A 20565-nucleotide genomic window follows, 5' to 3' on the forward strand; every position below is an offset into this window, starting at 1 on the left:
GGCCCGGTGGGCACCACGCCCCCGGGCCGGTCGGCCGGTGGAAAGCCGCGAACAGCCACGAACCGGATGCACCGACTCGGCAAGATCGCGGGGAGTGGCGGGCGGGGTCGTACGATCGCAGCCATGACCGGGCATGTGACGGCACCGCCGGCCGCGCTGGCCGACCGGCTGCCGGACTGGGTGACGTTGCTGCGTGCCCCCAACCCTGGGCCGATGACCCTGGAGGGGACCAACACCTGGCTGCTGCGCGCCCCCGGCGCGGAGCACGCCGTCGTCGTCGACCCGGGGCCGGCGGACGAGGCGCACCTGGCCGCCGTCGCGGCGTGCGGGCCGGTCGGGCTGGTGCTGATCACCCACGGGCACCCGGACCACACCGAGGGCGCCCCCCGGCTGAGCGAACTGCTCGGCGGGGCACCGGTACGCGCCGCCGACCCGGCGCACACCATCGGCGGTGCGCCGCTGACCGGGGCGGCACCGCTCGACGCGTCCGGCCTGACGGTCGACCTGGTGCCGACCCCCGGGCACACCGCCGACTCGCTCTGCTTCCTGGTGTCGTACGGCACCGAGCGGGTGGTGCTGACCGGGGACACCATCCTCGGCCGGGGCACCACCGTCGTCGCCCACCCCGACGGCGACCTCGGCGACTACCTGGCCAGCCTGGAACGGCTCGGCGCGTACCGGGGGACCGCGGCGCTGCCCGGGCACGGCCCGGCGCTGGCCGACTGCGGCGCGGCGGCCGATTTCTACCTGGCCCACCGCCGGGCCCGGCTCGACCAGGTGCGGGCCGCCGTCGCCGCGGGCGCCCGCACCGCGCCCGAGGTGGTGGCGACGGTCTACGCGGACGTCGACCGGTCGCTGTGGTGGGCCGCCGAGTGGTCGGTCCGCGCCCAACTGGAGTACCTGGGAGTGGAGCAGCCGTGACCTGCCCGGTGTGCGGCACGCTCGCCGTCCCCGGCGCGCGGTTCTGCCACAACTGCGGGGCGGCGTTGCCGGCCGCCGCCACCCTGCCGACCGCCGAGCGTCGGGTGGTCACCGTGCTCTTCGGTGACCTGTCCGAGTTCACCTCGTGGTCGGAGGACCTCGACCCGGAGCGGGTCGGCGCGGTCACCGACCGGGTGCTCGCCGCGCTCGCCGGTGCGGTCAAGACGTTCGGCGGGCACGTGGACAAGCTCACCGGCGACGGGATCATGGCGGTCTTCGGTGCCCCGGTGGCCCACGAGGACGACGCCGAGCGGGCCGTCCGGGCCGCCCTGTCGATGCAGCGGGCGGTCCGCCGGGTGCTCGACGACGAGCGCGGCGGCGGAGCGCCGCTCGGCCTGCGGGTCGGGCTGAACACCGGGGACGTGATCGCCGGCATCCAGGCCGCCATCGAGTACACGGTCATCGGGGACACCGTGAACACCGCCGCCCGGCTGGCCGACGCCGCCGCCGTCGGCGCGATCTACGCCGGTGCCCGGACCTCCTCGGCCACCCGGCACGTCGCCTCCTGGCGGGTGCTGCGCCCGCTGCGGCTCAAGGGCAAGCGCGAGCCGGTCGAGGCGTACGAGCTGCTGGGTCTGCTGGACGCCCCGGGCACCCGGTCGGGGCTCGGCGACGAGGCGCCCTTCGTCGGGCGGGAGACCGAGATCGGCCGGGTCGCCGGCCGGCTCGCCGAGGTGATCGACCGGGGCGAGCCCCGGGTGCTGCTGATGACCGCCGAGGCGGGGATCGGCAAGTCCCGGTTCGCCGCCGAGGTGGAGCGCCTCGCCGCCGGCTACGACGTCGGCGCGGGCCGGTACGCCGCCCACAGCGGCGCCCGGGTGCTCTCGGTCCGCTGTGCGGCCTTCGGCGAGCGACGTCGGCTGGCGCCCCTGGCCGACCTGGTCCGGGCCGCCGTCGGCCTGCCCAACGACACCTCCACGGCGCTCACCCGGCCGGCCGTGGAGGAGCGGCTGCGCCGGCTCGGCCAGCGCCTCGGCCGGCTGCGCGCCGACGCACCGCCGATCGGCGCCGACCAGCTGCTGGCCCTGCTCGGCTACGCCGAACTGCCCGCCGGCAGCCCGGGTGAACAGGGCGGATGGGGGGCCACCCCGCCGGCCGCCGACGCCGAGGCGGTGCCGGTGGCGGTGGCCGGGCTGCTCAGTGCCCTGGCCGCCGAGGCGCCGCTGGTGATCGTCGTCGACGACCTGCACGACGCCACCGCCGAGACCATCGACGCGCTCGGGGCCACCCTGTCCCGGCTCACCGGGCCGGTGCTGGTGATGCTGCTGGGCCGCCCGGAGCTGGTCCGGACCGCGGGGGCGTTGACCTGGATCGCCGACGCCGAGGTGCAGCCGCTGCCGCCGCTGCGCGGTGCGGACGCCTCCCGCCTGCTCACCAGCTACCTCAACGGCGGCCGGCTGCCCCAGGCCGACGCCGACCGGTTGCTCGCCACCGCCCAGGGCAACGCCTTCTACCTGGCCGAGCTGGTCACCCTGCTGCGGGAGCGGGGAGCGCTGACCGCCGGCCCGGACGGCGGCTGGCGGCTGGTGCCCGGCTCGCTGGGCAGCCGGCTGCTCTCCCGCGACCTCGCCGCCGTGCTGGCCGCCCGGATCGACGCCCTCCCGCCGGAGGCCCGTTCGGCCCTGCGGGACGCCGCCGTGGTCGGTGACGTGGTGCCGGCCGGCGCGTTGGAGGCGTTGCGCGAGCAACGGGCCGGGCGGGACGGCCGGCCCGCCGCGGTGGCCGCGGTCGAGCTGGAACGGGCCGTGGAGGAGCTGCTGCAACGCCGGATGCTGCACCGCACCCGCAGCGGCTTCGCGTTCGCCACCCCGCTGATGCGCGAGGCCGCCTACACCGGGGTGAGCAAGGCGGAGCTGGCCGAACGGCACGCCGCGCTGGCCCGCTGGGCCACCGAAGCGCCCGGCTCGTCGGTCGCCCCGCCGGGCGGGTTCACCGACGCGGCCCGGGACGACTTCGTGGCCGAGCAGGTCGAGCGGGCCGTCGCCCTCGCCGACGCGGTGAAGCTCCGCCCGGATTCGCCGGCCCGCACGGTCGCCCCGCTGGGGGTGGCCGCGCTGGGCCGGGCCGCCCGCCGGTCCCTCCAGGTCGGTGAGCCGGCGTTGGCCGTCGAGTACGCCGAACGCGCCGCCGAGCTGGCCCGCGAGGGGATGCCCCCGGCCGACCGGGTGGCGCACGCCCGCGCCCTGCTCCAGGTCGGCCGGGCCGGTGACGCGCTCGCCTTCGCCGAGAAGATCGCCGCCAACGCCGGTGACGACGCCGGCACCCGGGCCAGCGCCCTGCTGCTCGCCGGCCAGGCCCACCAGACCCTGGGCGACCAGGGCCGGGCGGTGGCCTGCTGGCAGGAGGCGTTGCAGGTGGCCACCGCCGGTGAGGTGACCAACCTGCGCGCCTCGGCGATGCGCCGGCTGGGGATGGCCGACTTCGTCGCCGGCCGGCTCGGGCAGGCCAGCAGCCGGCTCGCCGCCTCCTACCAGATCAGCCTGGCCGCGAAGGACCTGCGCGGGCAGGCCTGGGCGTTGCAGAACCTCGCCTGGGTCACCACCACCCGGGGTGACTTCGCCGGCACCGACGCGGTGCTCGGCCGGGCCGCCCGGCTCTTCGCCGAGTTGAAGGACCCGTACGGGCGGGCCTGGCTGCGCGGCACCACGGCCTTCGCCCGGCTGTTGGCCGGGCGGCTCGGGGAGGCCTGCCGGCTGGCCGGGATCTTCCTGCCGTTCGGGGAACGGGTCGGCGAAGCGTGGGCGGTGGGCACGTTGCGCGCGGTCGAGGCGTTCGCCGGGGCCGAGCTGGGCGAGGTGGCCGAGGCGGACCGGGCGGCCCGCCGGGCGTACCGGGACTTCGCGGCGGTCTCCGACGACTGGGGGCGTGGGTTCGCCCTGGTCGTCCGGGGGGTGGTGGCGCGCGGGCTGGGCGAGCCGGAGCACGCCGCCGACCTGTTCACCGACGCCCTGGCGTACGCCGGCCGGACCTCGCACCCGCTGCTCACCGGGATGGCCGGTACGCTGCGGGGCTTCGTGGCGTTGGACATGGGCGACTGCGAGACCGCCGAGCGGGACGCCCGCGCGGTGCTGACCGCCGTCGAACCGCACAACCCGCAGGCTCCGGCGCAGGCCGCGCCCCGGGTGCTGCTGGCCACCGCCCGGCTCGCCGCCGGGGATCCGGCCACCGCGGTCGGGTTGCTCGCCCCGGTGGCGACGACCGCCGCGAAGACGGCGACGCTGCTCTTCTCCCGCCGGCAGACGTTGGCCCGCTACGCGTCCGCGCTGCTCGCCCACGGCCAGTCGGAGCAGGCGTTGGACTGGGCGCGGCGGGCGGTCGCCGCCCCGGCGGAGGACGTCCGCAGTCAGGTGATCGGGGCGTGCGTGCTGGCCGAGGCGCTGGCTGTCGCCGGTCGTCCGGTCGAGGCGCTGGCCAGCGCGCAGGAGGCGGTGCGGCTGGCCTACGCGACCGAGCAGCGCAGTGAACGGGCCAGTGCCGATGCCCTGCGGGACCGGCTGGCCGCCGGGGTCTGACGGTGGTCGGGGCGGCCGTCGGGTGGGCGCGGGTCGGTGCGGGCAGGTCGGGGCGGTCGGTCGGGGCCGGAGGGCAGGTCTGTCGGTTCCGGTGATGTGCCCGTCGGTGGGGACGGTTAGCGTGTCACTTCACGCGACCGCCCCTCGGTGCCGGTCGTGCCGTCGGGGTGGGGGGACAGATGAGGTTGCCGCGTTCGGGTGCCGGCTGGACGATCGCGGTCTTCGGGGTGCTGGCGGTGCTGCTCGGCGCGCTCGGCCTGGTGTGGCCGGAGGCGCAGCTGCGGATGCTCGGCTTCGCGGTGCCGCAGACCCGGGCGGCCGGCGACTACACCGGCACGTTCCTCACCGCGTCCTCGATGGCCTCGTTCAACATGGGGGTCTACTACCTGCTCGCGGTGGCGACCGAGTGGCGGGCGTTCTACCGGTTCACGGTGGTCTTCCGGTTGGTCACCTTCACCGTCTTCACGTTGACCGTGCTGGCCGACGTGGCGCCGGACCGGTTCATCGGGGTGGCGCTCTGGGAGGGGGCGGGTGCGGTGGCGACCGCGCTCGGTCTGCGGTGGGACGCCCGTCGATCGGTGACCGTCGTCGCCGAGGGGGACGGTAGCGCTCCCATCTCTCCGGCGGGGTCGACGAAAGGCCAGGTCAGCGACGTTTCCGAGGATGCGGAGATCGGGTCGGCCGCTGCCGGCCCGGCCGCTCCCGCCGGTACGGACCGCTGAGCGGCCCGGCGGAACAGGTATTTTCGAGCCGTGACCGAGACCCCGCCCGGCGCCGCCAGGCTGCCCATTGTGCCCGGTCTGACCGACTTGCAGGTCTTTGCCCGTGGCGGGTACGCCACCGTCTACCGGGCCACCCAGATCTCCGTCGGTCGGGAGGTCGCCGTCAAGGTGGAGAACCGCACCCTGGACAACGAGCGTGACCAGGCCCGGTTCCTGCGGGAGGCGCGGGCGGCCGGTCGGATGTCGTCGCACCCGCACGTGGTGGACCTCTTCGACGTCGGGGTGACCGTCGACCGGCACCCGTACCTGATCATGGAGCTCTGCGACGGGTCGTACGCCGAACGGATGCGGACCTCGCCGCTCGACGCCTCCGAGACCCGCGACCTCGGCATCAAGATCGCGGATGCGTTGGCCCACTCGCACGCGGCCGGGGTGCTGCACCGCGACGTCAAGCCGGCCAACATCCTGCACTCGCACTTCAACTCGGCGGTGCTGGCCGACTTCGGGCTGGCGGTGCTGGCCGAGGCGCGGGACGCCTCGGTCACCCTGGAGGTGCTCACCCCGGCCTACGCGCCGCCGGAGATGTTCAACCACAGCCCGCCGTCGCCGGCCGTCGACGTGTACGCCCTCTGCGCCACCCTCTACGCGGTGATGACCGGCCGCCCCCCGCGCTGGCAGACCGAGCGCAACCCGAGCCTGGTCACCGTGCTGGAGATGTTCCACCAGCCGATCCCCGACCTGCCCGGGGTGCCGAACGAACTCGTCGACGTGCTCCGCGCCGGGATGTCCAACGACCCCGACGCCCGCCCCTCCGCGCTCGAACTGCGTGACCTGCTCACCGCGCTGCCCCTCGACCCGGCCCCCGCCCCGGTCAGCGGTGCGCCGGTCTCCGGCGGGCCGTCGGGCGGCGGTGGGCCGTACTCCCCCGGGTGGACCACCGGCCATCCCGGATGGACCACCGGCCAACCCGGGCGGACGACCGGCCAGCCCGCACCGCGCCCACCCGCCCAGGACGACCAGCCGACGGTGGCGCACGGCGAACGTCGGCGGCGGCGCTGGTTCTTCGGCGGGGCAGGGGTGCTCGCGCTGGCCGCCTCGGCGAGCGCCGGGGCCTGGGTCGCCGGTGGTGCGCCGCCGGTGGCCGGGCCAACCGCCTCCCCGACGACGGTCGGCTCGTCCAGCCCGGCCGCCCGCTGGGGAACCCTGCCCGGCTGCGCGGCCGACGGCACGGCCGCGACCCTGCCGCCGGGTGCCCGGTGCGCCCCGGTGCTGGAGTGTTTCGGCCCGGTGCGGCTGCGTGCCGACCGGGCGGAGGCTCCGCAGCTGTCCTGCGAGGGGCGGCACACCTGGGAGACGTACGTCGAGGGGCAGCTACCGGCCGCGCTGGCCGGAGCCGGGCACGCCGTGATCAGCGCCGACCCGACGGTCCGGGCGGTGTGCAACGCGCGGACGTTCCGGCTGACCAGCGGGATCGACTACACCAACGGCTGGCGGCTGGAGGTGTTGCCGCCCGCCGAGCAGGATCCCGACCGGACCTACCGCTGCCTCGCCGGGCGGGGGGTGGACGCGCTGGTCGCACCGACCCTCACTGGTCGCTGACCTCGCGCACCGACACTGACTGGTCGCTGACCTCGCGCACCGACACTGACTGGTCGCTGACCTCGCGCATCCGATTCAGCCGGCTGAGCACCGCGGCGGTGTCGAGCGCGTCCAGGGTGTCCGCGTCGAGGAACGAACCCGCCGCCAGTTGACCGGGGACGGGCACGGCGACCGGTGCCTCCCCGGGGTCGCGCTCGCGCAGCGCGGCCAGCGCGGTGCCGGTCACTGTCGCGAACACGACACCGAGCAGGGCCAGCCCCACCGTCAGGATGCCGGCCGGATGCCGGAAGGCCAGCACCACCAGCACCACGCCGGTTGCCAACGCGCCGACCGTCGCCACGGTCCGCGCGCCCGGTCTCAGGATTCGCCTCACCCGACAAGCATGGCCCGGATGGGCGCGCTGTCAATCCGTACGGCTCGGTGTGGTTGACCGTTCTGCCGACAGTGACGCCGTCGGGGTGGCGACACCGGCCGGCCGGGCGGCGGGGCGGGGATGGATACGAGCGGCTACTCTCGGTGTCCCCCAGGCTGTCCGTCAGCGAGGTGCGCCGATGAACGACACGTCCGCCCGCCACCGGGTCCGATCGGTCGCCACCACCCTGGCGGTGGCGCTGACCCTCACCCTGGCCGCCGCCGCGGGCTGCGACAACCGCCGCGAGCCGTCCCTGCCCTCGGTGCGCGACAAGCTGCGGGAGTCGCACATCGACGGTCAGTCGAAGATCAAGATCGGGGTGGCCACCACCGAGCCGCTGATGGGCGAGCTGCGCAACGGCGCACACGTCGGCTTCGACGTGGAGATCGCCCGCTACGTCGCCTCCTACCTCGGCTACGAGGGCGACCAGCGCATCGAGTGGGTCTCGGTCACCACCGAGGACCGGATCCCCGCCCTCCAGGGTGGCGTGGTCGACCTGGTGGTCTCCAGCTTCTCGATCACCGAGGAGCGGGAGAAGCTGGTCAGCTTCGCCGGGCCGTACTTCGTCACCACCCAGGAGGTGATGGTGCCGACCCGGCTCAAGGACAAGATCCGCACCATCGAGGACCTCCGTGAGCCGGCGTACAAGGTCTGCACCAGCGGTGGCTCCACCACCGAGGCCGAGCTGGCCAAGCACGACGTGAAAGCCCTGGTGGTCAAGGAGGTCGGCGACTGCGTCAAGGGCATCCGGGAGGGCCGCTACGACGCGGTCAGCTCCGACGAGACGATCCTCGCCGGTTTCCTGTCCCTCTACCCGACCGAGTTCGAGATCGTCGACATGCCCTTCGGCACCAGTGAACTGCTCGGCATCGGCGTGCCGATCGGTGACCCCGCCCTGCGTGACCTGGTGGCCTTCGCGCTCCAGAAGAGCTACCTTCAGGGGCGCAGCGGGATCAGCAGCCCGTGGCTCACCGCGTACAACCGGACCCTGGGCCCATGGCTGAAGGCGGAGAAGGCCCAGCCGCAGCCGCTGAACGTGCCGGACCTGGTCGACTTCGACGACAAGGCGCCGACCCGGTGACCGCCCCGGCCGTACCGCAGGAGCGGGGTGGCACCACCGTCGCGGTGCGTGACGGCTGGGATCCGGCGGTGGAGCGGCGGGCCCGGGCCAGCCAGTCGTTCTGGACGGCGGTGGTGGGGGTGCCCGCCATCTTCTCCGTGCTGCGCCTCGGCGTCGAGGCGGGCGGCGAACTCCAGACCACGCTGCTGCTGGTGGCGAACGTCGGGCCGGTGAACCTGCTGGCCGGCTTCCTCACCACCGCCGCCCGGCTGCTCTCCACCGGCCTGGTCGCGGTCTTCGCACTCGGCGCGGTGCTGCGGGTCAGCGTCGAACGGATGCCGCCCACCGTGCGTCGCCCGCTCTTCGTCCGCTGGGCGGACCTCACCCCGGCCTGGTTCGTGCTGGCCAGCTTCCTCACCGCCCTGGTCACCTGGCAGCTGCTCTACCTGCCCCTGCTGCTGCCGGCGTTCGTGGCCGCCTTCCAGCTCACCCCGGCGCGACTGCACGAGCACCCGCTGCCCCGGGTGCTGATCGTGGTGGCGCTGCTCGTCGGCTACGGCTGGCTGCTCGCCCCCACCCTGGTCGACGCGTGGCAGCAACGGGAACTGCTCGCCCTGACGCTGCTCGTCGTCCCGCCGCTGCTCGCGCTCACGGTGACCGGCCCGCTGCCCGGGGCGGTGATCCGGCCGCTCGCCTCGGTCACCGAGGCGGCGGTGCTGGCCATGCTGGTCTGGGCGGCGCTGCCGGTGATCACCACGCCGGTGCTGCCGCTCACCGTGACCACCGTGGAGTCGAGCCCCGGTGTCACCGAGGACGTCCGGGGGCACGTGGTCACCGTGGACGACGTCAACATGGTGCTGCTCCAGGAGCGGGGCGGCGTCCGCTACGTGCCGGTGGACGACGTCCGCGCCCAGGTGCTCTGCCCCAGTGAGGAGGAGCTGCCCCGGCACCGGCTGCGGATCCGGGACTACCACGTCGAGGACTCGCTGCTGGAGGGGCTGGGTCGGCGGGTGCGGCCGGTACACCGCACCGACGCTGCCTGCCGCGCGGTGAACTGACCCCCGGGTCAGTAGGACTTCTCCTGACCGAGTACGTGCTGGGCGACGAAGTTGAGGATCATCTCCCGGCTGACCGGGGCGATCCGACCGGCCCGCACCGCGCCGAGCAGCGTCGCCACGCCGTACTCGGTGGTCATGCCGGCCCCGCCGAGGGCCTGCACGGCGGTGTCCACGGCCAGTGCGGCGGCCTCCCCGGCGGCGTACTTGGCCATGTTGCCGGAGACCCCGGCCTCCAGGTCGCGGCCCGCGTCGTACAGGGTGGCCGCCTTGGCGATCATGAGCCGGGCCAGCTCCACCTGCACCGCCGCGTGCGCCAACGGATGGGACACCCCCTGGTGCGCGCCGATGCTGCGGCCACCCCAGACCTTGCGGGTGGCGGTGTAGTCGGTGGCCCGCTCGATGGCGTACCGGCCGGTGCCGACACCCATCGCGGCGACCGTGATCCGCTCCGGGTTCAGCCCGGCGAACAGCGCCGGCAGGCCGGCGTCCAGCGACCCGCCGACCAGCGCGTCGGCGGGCAGCCGGACGTCGTCCAGGTAGAGCAGGAACTGGTTCTCCGGGGAGACGATCTCCATGTCCAGCCGGGACCGGGTCAACCCGGCCGCATCGGTCGGCACCAGGAACAGCGCCGGCTTCAGCTTCCCGGTCGCCGCGTCCTCCGTCCGGGCGACCACCAGCACGTACTGCGCCTCGTCCACGCCGGAGATGTAGCACTTGCGGCCGGAGAGCAGCCAGTCGTCGCCGTCGCGGCGGGCCACCGTGCCGAGCCGGTGGAAGTTCGACCCGGCGTCCGGCTCGGTGATCGCGAAGACCACCTTCAGCGAGCCGTCGGCGAACCCGGGCAGGAAGCGCTTGCGCTGCTCCTCGGTGCCGTGCCGGTTGATCACGGTGGCGGCGATGGCCGGCGACACCACCAGCAGCAGCAGTGGGCAGCCGGCGGCGGCCAGCTCCTCGCAGACGATGGCCAGCTCGGTCAGGCCGCCACCGCCGCCGCCGTACTCGGTGGGGACGTTGACGCCCAGGTAGCCGAGCCGACCGGCCTCGTCCCACAGCTCAGTGGTGTGCCCGCCGGATTTCGCCTTCTCGACGAAGTAGGAGTGGCCGTACCGGCGGCCCAGCGCGCGGACGGCATCCCGGAGCTGGTCCTGCTCCGGGGTGAGGTCGAAGTTCATCAGGGTGCCTCCTCGGGATCGACCACGGCCAGCACCGCGCCCGTCTCGACCTGCCCACCGGCGGGCACCGGCAGGTCGGCGACCACACCGTCGGTCGGGGCGAGCACGGGGTGTTCCAACTTCATCGCCTCCAGGGTCAGCAGCAGGTCACCGGCGGCGACCCGCTGACCGACCCCGACGTGCACCCGGGCCACCGTGCCGGGCAGCGGTGCGAGCAGCGACCCGACCGCCAACGCCGCGCGGGGCAGCGGCAAGCGGGGCAGCCCGGTCAGCTCCGTCGCGCCGTCCGGGCCGTCCACGAAGACCACCGACCCCGCCCGGTGTACGCGGAACGCCCGCCGCACCCCGGCCACGTCGAGCAGCACCCGGTCCGGCGCCACCGTCACCAGCGCCACCACCGGCCCCGGTCCCGTGGTGGACGGGTCGTCCGGTGCGGCACCCGTGCCGTCGGGGGACGTCGGGCCGGGCTCGGCGACGGTCCGGTCGGGCTCGGTGACCGTCGGGTCCGTGGACCAGTCGGCGAGTGCGCCGGACCGGTCCAGCCGGTAGCGCACCTCGATCTCGTTCCCGGTCGCGGTGGCGTACCGGACGACCTGGGGGACGGCCGGCACGTTGCGCCAGCCCGAGGGGAGACCGGCGAGCACCGGGGCGGTGGCCCGTCGCGCGGCGGCGCAGGCCAGCGCGGCGGCCAGCGCCGCCTGCGGGAGGCGCTCGGGCGGCAGCAGCGGCGCGAAGACCCCGGGGTGCGCGGCCAGGAACCCGGTGTCAACCTGTGCCGACCCGAACTCGGGACTGCGCAGCACCCGGACCAGCAGGTCCCGGTTGGTGGCCACCCCGTGCAGCTCGGCGCGGGCCAGCGCCCCGGCGAGCAGCCGGGCCGCCTCCGCCCGGGTCGGCGCCCAGGCCACCAGCTTGGCCAGCATCGAGTCGTAGTGCACGCCCACCGTCGAACCGGTGTGCACCCCCGAGTCGAGCCGCAGGCCACGGGTCGGGGCGAACTCGCCGGCCACCCCGGGGACCGCGAACCGGTGCAGGGTGCCGGTGGCCGGGCGGAACCCCTGCGCCGGGTCCTCCGCGCAGAGCCGCACCTCGATGGCGTGACCGTCGGTGGGCGGGGTCGCCGGCACCGGCAGGGCACCACCCTCGGCGACCAGCAGTTGCAGCCGTACCAGGTCCAGCCCGGTGACCGCCTCGGTGACCGGATGCTCCACCTGGAGCCGGGTGTTCATCTCCAGGAAGAAGAACTCGCCCGTCGGGGCGAGCAGGAACTCCACCGTCCCCGCCCCGACGTAGCCGACCGCCCGCCCGGCGGCCACCGCCGCGGCGTGCAGCCGCTCCCGGACCCCGTCGGGCAGCACCGCAGGGGCCTCCTCGACGAGCTTCTGGTGCCGCCGCTGGATCGAGCAGTCCCGCTCACCGAGCGCCACGACCGTACCGGCGGTGTCGCCGAAGATCTGCACCTCGACGTGCCGGCCGTGCTCGACGTACCGCTCGACGAAGACCGTGCCGTCGCCGAACGCGGCGGCGGCCTCGCGGCGCGCGGATTCCACGGCCGCCGGCAGGTCGGCGGGGTCACGGACGAGGCGCATCCCCCGCCCGCCGCCCCCGGCGGACGCCTTGACCAGCACCGGAAAGTCGGTGATGTCGTCGTCGGTCCAGGAGGGCAGCATCGGCACCCCCGCCCCGGCCAGCAGTTCCTTCGCGGCGATCTTGTCGCCCATCGCCGCGATCGCCCCGGCCGGCGGGCCGACCCAGGTCAGGCCGGCGTCGGTCACCGCCGCCGCGAACCCGGCATCCTCGGCGAGGAAGCCGTAACCCGGGTGGATCGCGTCCGCGCCCGTGCGGCGGGCCGCGGCCAGGATCAGCTCGATCCGCAGGTACGTCTCGACCGGCGTGTTCCCCGGCAGGCGGACCGCCTCGTCGGCCTCGACCACGTACGGCGCGTCCACGTCGGCGTCGGAGTGCACGGCGACCGTCGCCACACCCAGCGCCCGGCAGGTGGCGAAGACCCGCCGGGCGATCTCCCCCCGGTTGGCCACCAGCAGTTTCCGAATCACCCGTGCCCCCTGGCTTTCGTTCGCGACTGCGGGACTCCGCTGCGCTGCGTTCCTCGCGCTCACGGGGCCTGCTCTTCGTTCGCGGCTGCGGGACTCCGCTGCGCTGCGTTCCTCGCGCTCACGGGCACTACATCCGGAAGACACCGAAGCTGTCGGCGCCCTTCACCGGTGCGTTGTGGATCGCCGACAGGCAGAGCCCGAGGACGGTACGGGTGTCCCGCGGGTCGATCACCCCGTCGTCGTAGAGCCGGCCGGAGAGGAACAGCGCCCCGGACTGCGACTCGATCTGCTGTTCGACCATCATCCGCATCGCCGCGTCGGAGTCCTCGTCGTAGTCCCGGCCCCGGGCGGCGGCGGCCTGCCGGGCGACGATCGACAGCACCCCGGCCAACTGCGCCGGCCCCATCACCGCCGACTTGGCGTTGGGCCAGGTGAACAGGAACCTCGGCTCGTACGCCCGGCCGCACATGCCGTAGTTGCCGGCCCCGTACGAGGCGCCCAGGTTGACCGTCAGGTGCGGCACCGTCGAGTTCGCCACCGCGTTGATCATCAGGGCGCCGTGCTTGATGATGCCGCGCTGCTCGTACTCGGTGCCGACCATGTAGCCGGTGGTGTTCTGGAGGAAGACCAGCGGGGTGTCGGTGGCGTTGGCGAGCTGGATGAACTGGGCCGCCTTCTGCGCCTCCGCGCTGAACAGCACCCCCCGGGCGTTCGCCAGCACGCCGACCGGGTAGCCGTGCAGCTCGCCCCAGCCGGTGACCAGGGCGGTGCCGTACGCCGGCTTGAACTCGTCGAACTCGCTGCCGTCGAGCACCCGGGCCAGCACCTCACGCGGGTCGAACGGCACCTTCAGGTCGGCGCTGACGATGCCGAGCAGCTCCTCCGGGTCGTGTCTCGGCGGGCGGGGGGCCGGGTCGCGCGGCGGCGGCCCCTGCTTGCGCCAGTTGAACCGGCGGACGCACCGTCGGGCCAGCCGGATGCCGTCCCGCTCGTCCTCGGCGAGGTGGTCGGCGAGGCCGGACGTGCCGGCGTGCATCGCCGCGCCGCCCAGCGACTCGTCGTCGGTGACCTCGCCGGTGGCCATCCGCACCAGCGGCGGCCCGGCGAGGTACACCTGTGACCGGTCCCGGATCATGATCACGTGGTCGGACATCCCCGGCACGTACGCGCCTCCGGCGGTGGCGTTGCCGAAGACCACGCTGACCGTGGGGATCCCGGCGGCGGAGAGCCGGGTCAGGTCGCGGAACACCCGGCCGCCCGGAATGAAGATCTCCGCCTGGGTGGGCAGGTCCGCACCGGCGCTCTCCACCAGGTTGACCATCGGGAGCCGGTTCGCCAGGGCGATCTCACCGGCCCGTCGGGTCTTCGCCAGCGACCACGGGTTCACCGCGCCGCCGCGTACCGTCGGATCGTTGGCGACGATCAGGCACTCCACACCCTCGACCACGCCGATGCCGGTGACCACGCTCGCCCCGACCGGGAAGTCGGTGCCGTACCCGGCGACCGGTGACAACTCCAGGAACGGGCTGTCCCGGTCCAGCAGCAGCTCGATCCGCTCCCGGGGCAGCAGCTTGCCGCGCCCGTGGTGCCGGGCCACGTACTTCTCCCCGCCGCCGGCCCGGGCCTGGTCGAGCGCGGCGTCCAACTCGGCGAGACGTTCCCGAAGCGCTTCCCGGTTGGCCACGAAGGCCGGCGCGGCCGGGTCGACCGCACTCTCCAGTGTCGTCATAGGCCCAGACCCTTCGCGATGATCTCGTTCATGATCTCGGTGGTGCCGCCGCCGATGCCGAGGATCCGGGCGTCCCGGTAGTGCCGCTCGACCTCGGCGTCACGCAGGTAGCCGAACCCGCCGTGCAGTTGCAGCGCCTGGTCCACCACCTGGTCGCAGGCGGCCACCGCGACGTTCTTCGCCATCGCCACCTCGGTCACCACCGGCTCGCCCGCCGCCACCCGGGCGGCCACCTGGTGCACGTAGGCGCGGGCCGCCTCGGCGCGGGTGTGCATCTCGGCCAGCCGGTGCCGGACCAGCTGCCGGCTGACCAGCGGACGGCCGAAGGTGGACCGGTCCCGGCACCAGCGGGTCGAAAGCTCCACGCAGCGCTGCGCGGTCGCGTACGCCTGGGTGGCCAGGGAGAGCCGCTCGGTGGCGAAGTTCTGCATGATCGCCAGGAAGCCGGTGTCCTCCTCGCCGATCCGGTTGGTCACCGGCACCCGCACGTCGACGAAGGACAGCTCGGCGGTGTCCGAGCAGTGCCAGCCGAGCTTGTCCAGCTTCCGGTCGACGGTGAACCCGGGGGTGCCCTTGTCGACCACCAGCAGGTGCAGCGACCCACTGCCGGGGAAGTCGCCGCAGACCGCCGTGGTGACGAAGTCGGCGCGTACCCCGCTGGTGACGTACGTCTTCGATCCGTTGACCAGGTAGTGGTCGCCGTCGCGGCGGGCGGTGGTGCGGATCGCGGCGACGTCCGAGCCGCCGTCCGGTTCGGTGATCGCCAGCGCGCCGATCAGCTCGCCCGCCAGCGTCGGCCGGACGTACCGGGTGACCAGGGGATCGTCGGCGGCGGACCGGTGCGCGGAGAGCCGGCCGCCGAGCGTCCCGCCGGTGCGCGCCCCGGCCGCCGCGACGATGTGCGGCAGCGCGATGCCGTGCGTGAACAGGGCGGCGACCAGCCCGGACGAGCCACCGGAGCGGATGATCTCCTCGGTGACCACGATCGCGTCGAGCAGGTCGCCGCCGCTGCCGCCGACCGACTCGGGGAAGCCGACGCCGAGCAGGCCGATCTTCGCGGCGGTGGCGTGCAGCGCGCGCGGCACCTCGCCGGCCCGTTCCCAGTCGGCCAGGTGCGGCAGCACCTCCCGGGTCACGAAGGCCCGGGTCAGCTCCCGCAACTGCCGCCGCTCGGGTGTGTCCACGATGGTCACCGGTCCGCCTCCCCGGCTGCCGGCGGGCCGGGGGTGAGGACGGCGGGCAGGTCGACGACGCGGGAACGGAGGAGTTCGCCGAGCGCCTTGGCCTGCGGGTCGAACCGGGTGGAGGCGGCCACCCCCGGCCCGAGCAGGCCCCGGATGACGAAGTTGACCGCCCGCAGGTTCGGCAGCTCGTACCGCTCGACGGTCGACGTGGCCGTCTCCGGCAGCAGGTCGGCCAGCCGCGCGACGGTCAGCCACTCCCGAAGCCACCCCCAGGTGGCGTCGCTGCGCGCCCAGACGCCGAGGTTGGCGTCGCCGCCCTTGTCGCCCGACCGTGCCCCGACCAGCTCGCCCAGCGGCCCGCGCCGGGTCGGCCCGGGTGCCGGTGCCGCCCACGCGGGCTCCGGCCCGGCCAGGGCCCGCTCTGCTGCCGGTGCCACGGTCCGTGACGGCGGGGGGACCGCCAGCCGGGTGCCGTCCGGCAGGACGGCCACGTGGGGCACGTCGGCCTGCGGCACGGCGTCGGTGGTGAACACCCCGTAGGGGGTGGCGTCACCGGGCAGGGTGGTCAGCGTGCAGCCCGGGTAGGAGGCCAGGGCCAGCTCCACCGCCGCCGCCGAGAACGCCCGCCCGGCCCGCGCCCGGTCACCGTCGCGCAGGTGTACGTGCAGCAGCGCGCTCGCCGTCTCGGTGTCGGCCGCGTCGGGATGGTCGGTACGGGCCAGGGTGAACTCCAGCCCGTCCGCGCCGACCGCCGCCTCGACCTGCCCCCGCACCAGGGCGGCCTTGGCCGGGATGTCCAGCCCGCAGAGCACGAAGGTCATCGAGTTGCGGAAGCCGCCCAGGTTGTTGACGCCCACCTTGAGGGTGGCCGGCGGCGGGGTGCCCCGCACCCCGTCCACCCGGACCCGGTCCGGTCCGTCCTGCCGCAGCCGTACCGTGTCCAGCCGGGTCACCACGTCCGGGCCGAGGTAGTCGGGGCCGGCCACCTCGTACAACAGTTGGGCGGTGACCGTTTCGACGGTGACCGCGCCGCCGGTGCCGGGGTGCTTGGTGAGCACCGACGAGCCGTCGGGATGGATCTCGGCGATCGGGAAACCGGGCCGGTGCCCGCCGTCGGGCAGCTCGGTGAAGAAGCTGAAGTTGCCGCCGGTGACCTGCGCCCCGCACTCGATCAGGTGCCCGGCGACGGTGGCTCCGGCCAGCCGGTCCAGGTCGTCGGGTCGCCAGCCGAACCGGGCGATGGCCGGCCCGACCGCCAGCGAGGCGTCGGTGACCCGCCCGGCGACCACCACGTCGGCTCCCGCGTCCAGGCAGGCGGCGATGCCGAACGCGCCGAGGTAGGCGTTGGCGGTGAGCGCGTCCGGCCGGGGCAGGGCGTCGCCCTCGACGTGCCCGACCCGGACGCCGAGGCCGAGCCGGTCGGCGAGCGCGCCGATCGCGGTGGCCAGCCCGGCGGGGTTCAGCCCGCCCGCGTTGGTGACGATCCGTACGCCCCGGTCCAGGGCGGTGCCGAGGCAGCCTTCGAGCTGGCGGAGGAAGGTCCTGGCATAGCCGAGGCCCGGGTCGCGCAGCCGGTCCCGGCCGAGGATCAGCATGGTCAGCTCGGCCAGGTAGTCGCCGGTCAGCACGTCCAGCTCACCGCCGTCGAGCATCTCCCGCCAGGCGGTGAACCGGTCGCCGTAGAAGCCGGAGGCGTTGCCGACCCGCAGGACGCCGGTCATGCGGCGGCCCCCGGGCGACCGGTGTGGCGGGTTGAGCCGGTGGGAGCGGGCGGGTCCGGTTCCGGGGTGAGCAGGGTGGCGAGCTGGCGCTTCCAGGTGTGCAGCAGGGCGGTGCGGCGGGCCGAGTCGTCGTTGAGCAGGTTGGCCACGCCGAGCCCGCGGAGCAGGTCGAGGGTGGCCTGCACCGCCTCCCGGACCCCGGGCCGGCGCTCGTCCACGTCGAGCAGCGCGACGGTGAGCCGGTGCATCTCCCGCCCCACCCGGGCCTCCAGCGGCACCAACGCGTCGCGTAGCTCCGGGTCGGTGCGGGCGGCCACCCACAGCTCCAGCGCGGCCACGAAGAGCGGCCCGGTGAAGGCGACGCCGAGCAGGTCGATCACCCGGTCGAGTCGCTGCGGCCCGACCGGCAGCGCCTCGGCCTCGATCCGCAGCTCCTCGGCGCGTCGCTCGGCGAGGTGGGCGACGGCGGCGGTGACCAGCGCCGCCCTGGTCGGGTAGTGGTGCAGCTGGGCACCGCGGGAGACCCCGGCCCGGGTGGCCACCACGGTCGTGGTGGTGCCCGACCAGCCGTACCGCACCAGACAGTCGACCGTCGCCTCCAACAGCCGGGCGCGGGTGGCACGGCTGCGCTCCTGCTGGGGGACGCGGGTCGATCCGGTGGCCATGGGGACAGCGTGCCGCCGCCGAAACAAACAGTCAAGCCTGACTTTTTCTGCCCGGTGTCCCGTCCCGGCGGTCCGCCGGTGTCCGGCCCGGTGCCCTGCCCGGGGATGCGGTCCGCTGGCCCCTGCGGCCCGCTGGCCGCCGGGCCGTCCGGTCGCCGGTCAGCGGCCGTCGCGGGGGGCGAAGGCGGTCAGCGCGTCGAGGTCACTGTGCCGGGAGCGCAGGTACTCGTCGGCCCAGGCAGCGGCCTCCGGATAGGTCGACCCGGTGGCGACCCGGGCGCACGCCGCGTCAACGTCGAACGTCGTCCGGCGCAGCTGTACCCCCGGGCCGAGCAACGCCCAGTACGCCCCCGGCCCGCCGTACGGCATGCCCACGCTGCCCGGATTGACCACCAGACGGCGGTCGACCAGCCGGGTGAACGGCATGTGGGTGTGCCCGCAGACCACGGTGTGCACCTGCGCCGGCAGCCCGGCGAACACCTCCGCCCAGCGGGCCGGCCGGGAGTCGACCAGCACCACCTCCGTGTCGTCCCGGGGCGTGGCATGGCAGAAGAGCACCGGGCCGAGGCCGACGACGGGGAGGGTGAGCGTCAGCGGCAGTCCGGCCAGCAGGGCCACCTGGTCGGCGCGGAGCTGGTCCGCCGCCCAGTTCGACACGTCGTGCTCCGACGGTCGGCCGGCGCGGGCCTGGACCAGCTCCCGGTCGGCGTTGCCGCGTACCCAGCGGACCCGGTCACCCAACCCGACCAGCACGTCCAGCACCTCGACCGGCTGCGGGCCGGCCGCCACGTCACCGGTCACCACGATCAGGTCGGCCGTGGCCACCTCCGGCTCGGCCAGCACCGCCTCCAGCGCGGGCAACGCACCGTGGACGTCGGAGAGCACCGCGACCCGTTCCAGCATCCGTCCACGGTCACCCGGCGGCACCGCGTTGTCGAGACATTCTGCGTCGGGCAGACACCGGGCCACCGGCGACCCGGCCGGTACGCGCACCGGCCCGGGACCGCCGGTCGCGGCGGCCTCGGGCCGGTGTTCACCTGGGTTCCCGGTCAGGCCCGGGGCCGGTACGTACGCGGGTGTCGGGTCAGACCCGGGCGCGGCGGGCGAGACGCTCCGGGTCGAGGATGATGATGCTCTTGCCGTCCAGGCGCAGCCAGCCACGGGAGGCGAAGTCGGCGAGCGCCTTGTTGACCGTCTCGCGGGAGGCGCCGACGAGCTGGGCGATCTCCTCCTGGGTCAGGTCGTGGGTCACCCGCAGCACGCCACCGTCGCGGGTGCCGAACCGGCCGGCCATCTGGAGCAGGTTCTTGGCGACCCGGCCCGGCACGTCGGTGAAGATCAGGTCGGCCAGCGAGTCGTTCGTCCGGCGCAGCCTGCGGGCCAGCACCCGGAGCAGTTGCTCGGCGATCTCGGGCCGGTTGTTGAGCCACGGGCGCAGGGCCTGCTTGCGCAGCCGTACCAGCCGGGTGTCGGTGACCGCGGTGGCGGTGGCCGTACGCGGACCGGGGTCGAAGAGCGACAGCTCGCCGACCATGTCCGACGGACCCATCACGGCGATCAGGTTCTGCCGGCCGTCGGCCGCCCGTCGCCCGACCTTGATCTTGCCTGACAGGAGGATGTAGAGACTGTCGCCGGGCTCGCCCTCGTTGAAGACGATCTCGCCCTTGCGGACGTCGATCGTCTCCATCTCCTTGGCGAGCGCCTCGGCAGCCTCCGGGTCGACACCCTGGAAGATCCCGCTGCGAGCCAGTACCTCATCCATCGCGCACCTCCGGTTGCGCGTTGCCGTCCCTCGGCCGGGTCCGCCGTCCGCTGATCCCTCGCGCGCCGCCAAGTCTAGGCGCATGTGAGGACGAATCAGAGCTGCACCCCTGGAAACTTGATCGTTGGGCGTAACCTCGGCGACCCGATCGGCCATTACCATCGTCCGCCCGAACCACCTGGTCACCGGTAGTCGGCGCCGCTGGTCGTAGGGTGTCCGGGTGCTGAGCGACCCGGTGCTGACCCACCGCCCCGAGGACGGACAGGACATCCCGCTCCTCGTCTGGCGGGCGCACCCGCCGCTGCGGGCGGTCAGCTCCGGCCCGCTCGGCGGCGGTGTGGGCGTCCGTCACTGGGTGGTCAACGCGACAGTGCCGATGTCGTACCGCCGGGACGACCCGGCGGCCCACCTGACCGCGCTCGCCGACCGGCTCGGCCTCGACGGGCCGGGGGTCGGCCTGCTCACCGGCGTGGACGTCGCCGAGGTGACCGCCCGGACCGACACCGGGGTACGGGCCTGGGCCACCGTCGGCCTCGGCATCCCCCTCTGGGCCGCCGCCCCCGACCCCGCCCATGCCCCGGCGCAGCGGGTCGGGACGGTCAACATCGTCGTCTACGTGCCGGCGGCGCTCGGGGACGCCGCCCTGGTGAACGCCGTCGCCACCGCGACCGAGGCGAAGTGCCAGGCGATCCGGGAACTGGGCCTGCCGGGCACCGGCACCCCCACCGACTCGGTGACCGTGCTCTGCCCGACCACCGGGCCGCCGCAGCCCTACGGCGGTCCCCGGTCCGCCTGGGGTGCCCCGCTCGCCCGCGCGGTCCACGCGGCGGTCCGGGCCGGCGGGTCGGAGCCCTGCGTCCCGTGGTCGCAGCGGCGGACGTGCTGAACTTCCGTCCGATCGGCCGTCGTCGGTCGATTACCCGCCCGGTAG

15 protein-coding genes and 1 pseudogene are annotated in these 20565 nt (G+C 74.7%); 7 read left to right on the forward strand and 9 right to left on the reverse strand.

Annotation, left to right across the window (positions count from 1 at the left end; all coding sequences use genetic code 11):
* Nucleotides 1-123: 123 nt before the first annotated feature.
* The 4 genes and pseudogenes from GA0070623_RS20180 (at nt 124) to GA0070623_RS20195 (ending at nt 6814) form a co-directional block, all read left to right on the forward strand.
* Nucleotides 124-921, forward strand: a complete 798-nt coding sequence (locus GA0070623_RS20180; RefSeq protein WP_067306617.1) for an MBL fold metallo-hydrolase — start codon at nt 124-126, stop codon at nt 919-921.
* Nucleotides 918-4493: an adenylate/guanylate cyclase domain-containing protein gene (locus tag GA0070623_RS20185; RefSeq protein ID WP_067306615.1), complete on the forward strand. Its 3576-nt coding sequence runs from the start codon at nt 918-920 to the stop codon at nt 4491-4493. Before GA0070623_RS20180 ends, GA0070623_RS20185 begins: the two co-directional genes overlap by 4 nt.
* Before the next feature lie 179 nt (nt 4494-4672).
* Nucleotides 4673-5071: pseudogene (locus GA0070623_RS20190) on the forward strand (hypothetical protein); the annotation flags it as partial.
* Nucleotides 5072-5245: 174 nt separating this feature from the next.
* Nucleotides 5246-6814 carry a serine/threonine-protein kinase gene (locus GA0070623_RS20195; RefSeq protein WP_067306613.1) on the forward strand — a complete coding sequence of 523 codons (1569 nt, stop codon included), beginning with the start codon at nt 5246-5248 and terminating at the stop codon, nt 6812-6814.
* Here the strand turns inward: GA0070623_RS20195 and GA0070623_RS20200 are convergent.
* Nucleotides 6801-7187 (reverse strand): hypothetical protein, encoded by a 387-nt coding sequence (locus GA0070623_RS20200; RefSeq protein WP_157517512.1) that lies wholly within the window; start codon nt 7185-7187, stop codon nt 6801-6803. The two genes, GA0070623_RS20195 and GA0070623_RS20200, sit on opposite strands and share 14 nt — an antisense overlap.
* 178 nt (nt 7188-7365) lie before the next feature.
* Between GA0070623_RS20200 and GA0070623_RS20205 the strand changes: the two genes are divergently transcribed.
* Together GA0070623_RS20205 and GA0070623_RS20210 are read left to right on the forward strand one after the other, a co-directional pair.
* On the forward strand, nt 7366-8307 hold the full coding sequence (locus tag GA0070623_RS20205) for a transporter substrate-binding domain-containing protein (protein WP_067306607.1): 942 nt from the start codon (nt 7366-7368) through the stop codon (nt 8305-8307).
* Nucleotides 8304-9344: a hypothetical protein gene (locus GA0070623_RS20210; RefSeq protein WP_067306605.1), complete on the forward strand. Its 1041-nt coding sequence runs from the start codon at nt 8304-8306 to the stop codon at nt 9342-9344. Before GA0070623_RS20205 ends, GA0070623_RS20210 begins: the two co-directional genes overlap by 4 nt.
* An 8-nt stretch (nt 9345-9352) precedes the next feature.
* Here GA0070623_RS20210 and GA0070623_RS20215 read toward each other — a convergent pair whose 3' ends face one another.
* The 8 genes from GA0070623_RS20215 to GA0070623_RS20250 all read right to left on the reverse strand — a co-directional run bounded on the left by GA0070623_RS20215 (nt 9353) and on the right by GA0070623_RS20250 (nt 19634).
* Nucleotides 9353-10516: an acyl-CoA dehydrogenase family protein gene (locus tag GA0070623_RS20215; protein WP_067306602.1), complete on the reverse strand. Its 1164-nt coding sequence runs from the start codon at nt 10514-10516 to the stop codon at nt 9353-9355.
* Nucleotides 10516-12573, reverse strand: a complete 2058-nt coding sequence (locus tag GA0070623_RS20220; RefSeq protein WP_067306599.1) for an ATP-binding protein — start codon at nt 12571-12573, stop codon at nt 10516-10518. Before GA0070623_RS20220 ends, GA0070623_RS20215 begins: the two co-directional genes overlap by 1 nt.
* Nucleotides 12574-12700: 127 nt before the next feature.
* Nucleotides 12701-14302: an acyl-CoA carboxylase subunit beta gene (locus GA0070623_RS20225; RefSeq protein ID WP_067306597.1), complete on the reverse strand. Its 1602-nt coding sequence runs from the start codon at nt 14300-14302 to the stop codon at nt 12701-12703.
* On the reverse strand, nt 14299-15495 hold the full coding sequence (locus GA0070623_RS20230) for an acyl-CoA dehydrogenase family protein (protein ID WP_067306594.1): 1197 nt from the start codon (nt 15493-15495) through the stop codon (nt 14299-14301). The genes GA0070623_RS20225 and GA0070623_RS20230 overlap by 4 nt, the downstream gene beginning before the upstream one ends.
* On the reverse strand, nt 15492-17207 hold the full coding sequence (locus GA0070623_RS20235; RefSeq protein ID WP_067306591.1) for an acyclic terpene utilization AtuA family protein: 1716 nt from the start codon (nt 17205-17207) through the stop codon (nt 15492-15494). Before GA0070623_RS20235 ends, GA0070623_RS20230 begins: the two co-directional genes overlap by 4 nt.
* Nucleotides 17204-17872, reverse strand: a complete 669-nt coding sequence (locus GA0070623_RS20240; protein WP_067306588.1) for a TetR/AcrR family transcriptional regulator — start codon at nt 17870-17872, stop codon at nt 17204-17206. The genes GA0070623_RS20235 and GA0070623_RS20240 overlap by 4 nt, the downstream gene beginning before the upstream one ends.
* Nucleotides 17873-18031: 159 nt before the next feature.
* Entirely contained in the window at nt 18032-18775 is a 744-nt protein-coding gene (locus GA0070623_RS20245) for a metallophosphoesterase family protein (RefSeq protein ID WP_067306586.1), read from the reverse strand.
* 181 nt (nt 18776-18956) lie between these two features.
* Nucleotides 18957-19634: a Crp/Fnr family transcriptional regulator gene (locus GA0070623_RS20250; RefSeq protein WP_067306583.1), complete on the reverse strand. Its 678-nt coding sequence runs from the start codon at nt 19632-19634 to the stop codon at nt 18957-18959.
* 220 nt (nt 19635-19854) lie between these two features.
* Here GA0070623_RS20250 and GA0070623_RS20255 point away from each other — a divergent pair, with 220 nt between their 5' ends.
* Nucleotides 19855-20520, forward strand: a complete 666-nt coding sequence (locus GA0070623_RS20255; protein WP_067306579.1) for an adenosylcobinamide amidohydrolase — start codon at nt 19855-19857, stop codon at nt 20518-20520.
* The last annotated feature ends 45 nt before the right edge of the window (nt 20521-20565 follow it).

It is taken from the genome of Micromonospora rifamycinica, assembly GCF_900090265.1.
GTDB classification, from domain to species: domain Bacteria; phylum Actinomycetota; class Actinomycetes; order Mycobacteriales; family Micromonosporaceae; genus Micromonospora; species Micromonospora rifamycinica.

Bases quoted from the DNA above. Each gene is read 5' to 3' on its own strand.
- GA0070623_RS20180 (WP_067306617.1), top strand. From the start codon at position 124: ATGACCGGGCATGTGACGGCACCGCCGGCCGCGCTGGCCGACCGGCTG.
- GA0070623_RS20205 (WP_067306607.1), top strand. From the start codon at position 7,366: ATGAACGACACGTCCGCCCGCCACCGGGTCCGATCGGTCGCCACCACC.
- GA0070623_RS20215 (WP_067306602.1), bottom strand. From the start codon at position 10,516: ATGAACTTCGACCTCACCCCGGAGCAGGACCAGCTCCGGGATGCCGTC.
- GA0070623_RS20225 (WP_067306597.1), bottom strand. From the start codon at position 14,302: ATGACGACACTGGAGAGTGCGGTCGACCCGGCCGCGCCGGCCTTCGTG.
- GA0070623_RS20235 (WP_067306591.1), bottom strand. From the start codon at position 17,207: ATGACCGGCGTCCTGCGGGTCGGCAACGCCTCCGGCTTCTACGGCGAC.
- GA0070623_RS20240 (WP_067306588.1), bottom strand. From the start codon at position 17,872: ATGGCCACCGGATCGACCCGCGTCCCCCAGCAGGAGCGCAGCCGTGCC.
- GA0070623_RS20245 (WP_067306586.1), bottom strand. From the start codon at position 18,775: ATGCTGGAACGGGTCGCGGTGCTCTCCGACGTCCACGGTGCGTTGCCC.
- GA0070623_RS20250 (WP_067306583.1), bottom strand. From the start codon at position 19,634: ATGGATGAGGTACTGGCTCGCAGCGGGATCTTCCAGGGTGTCGACCCG.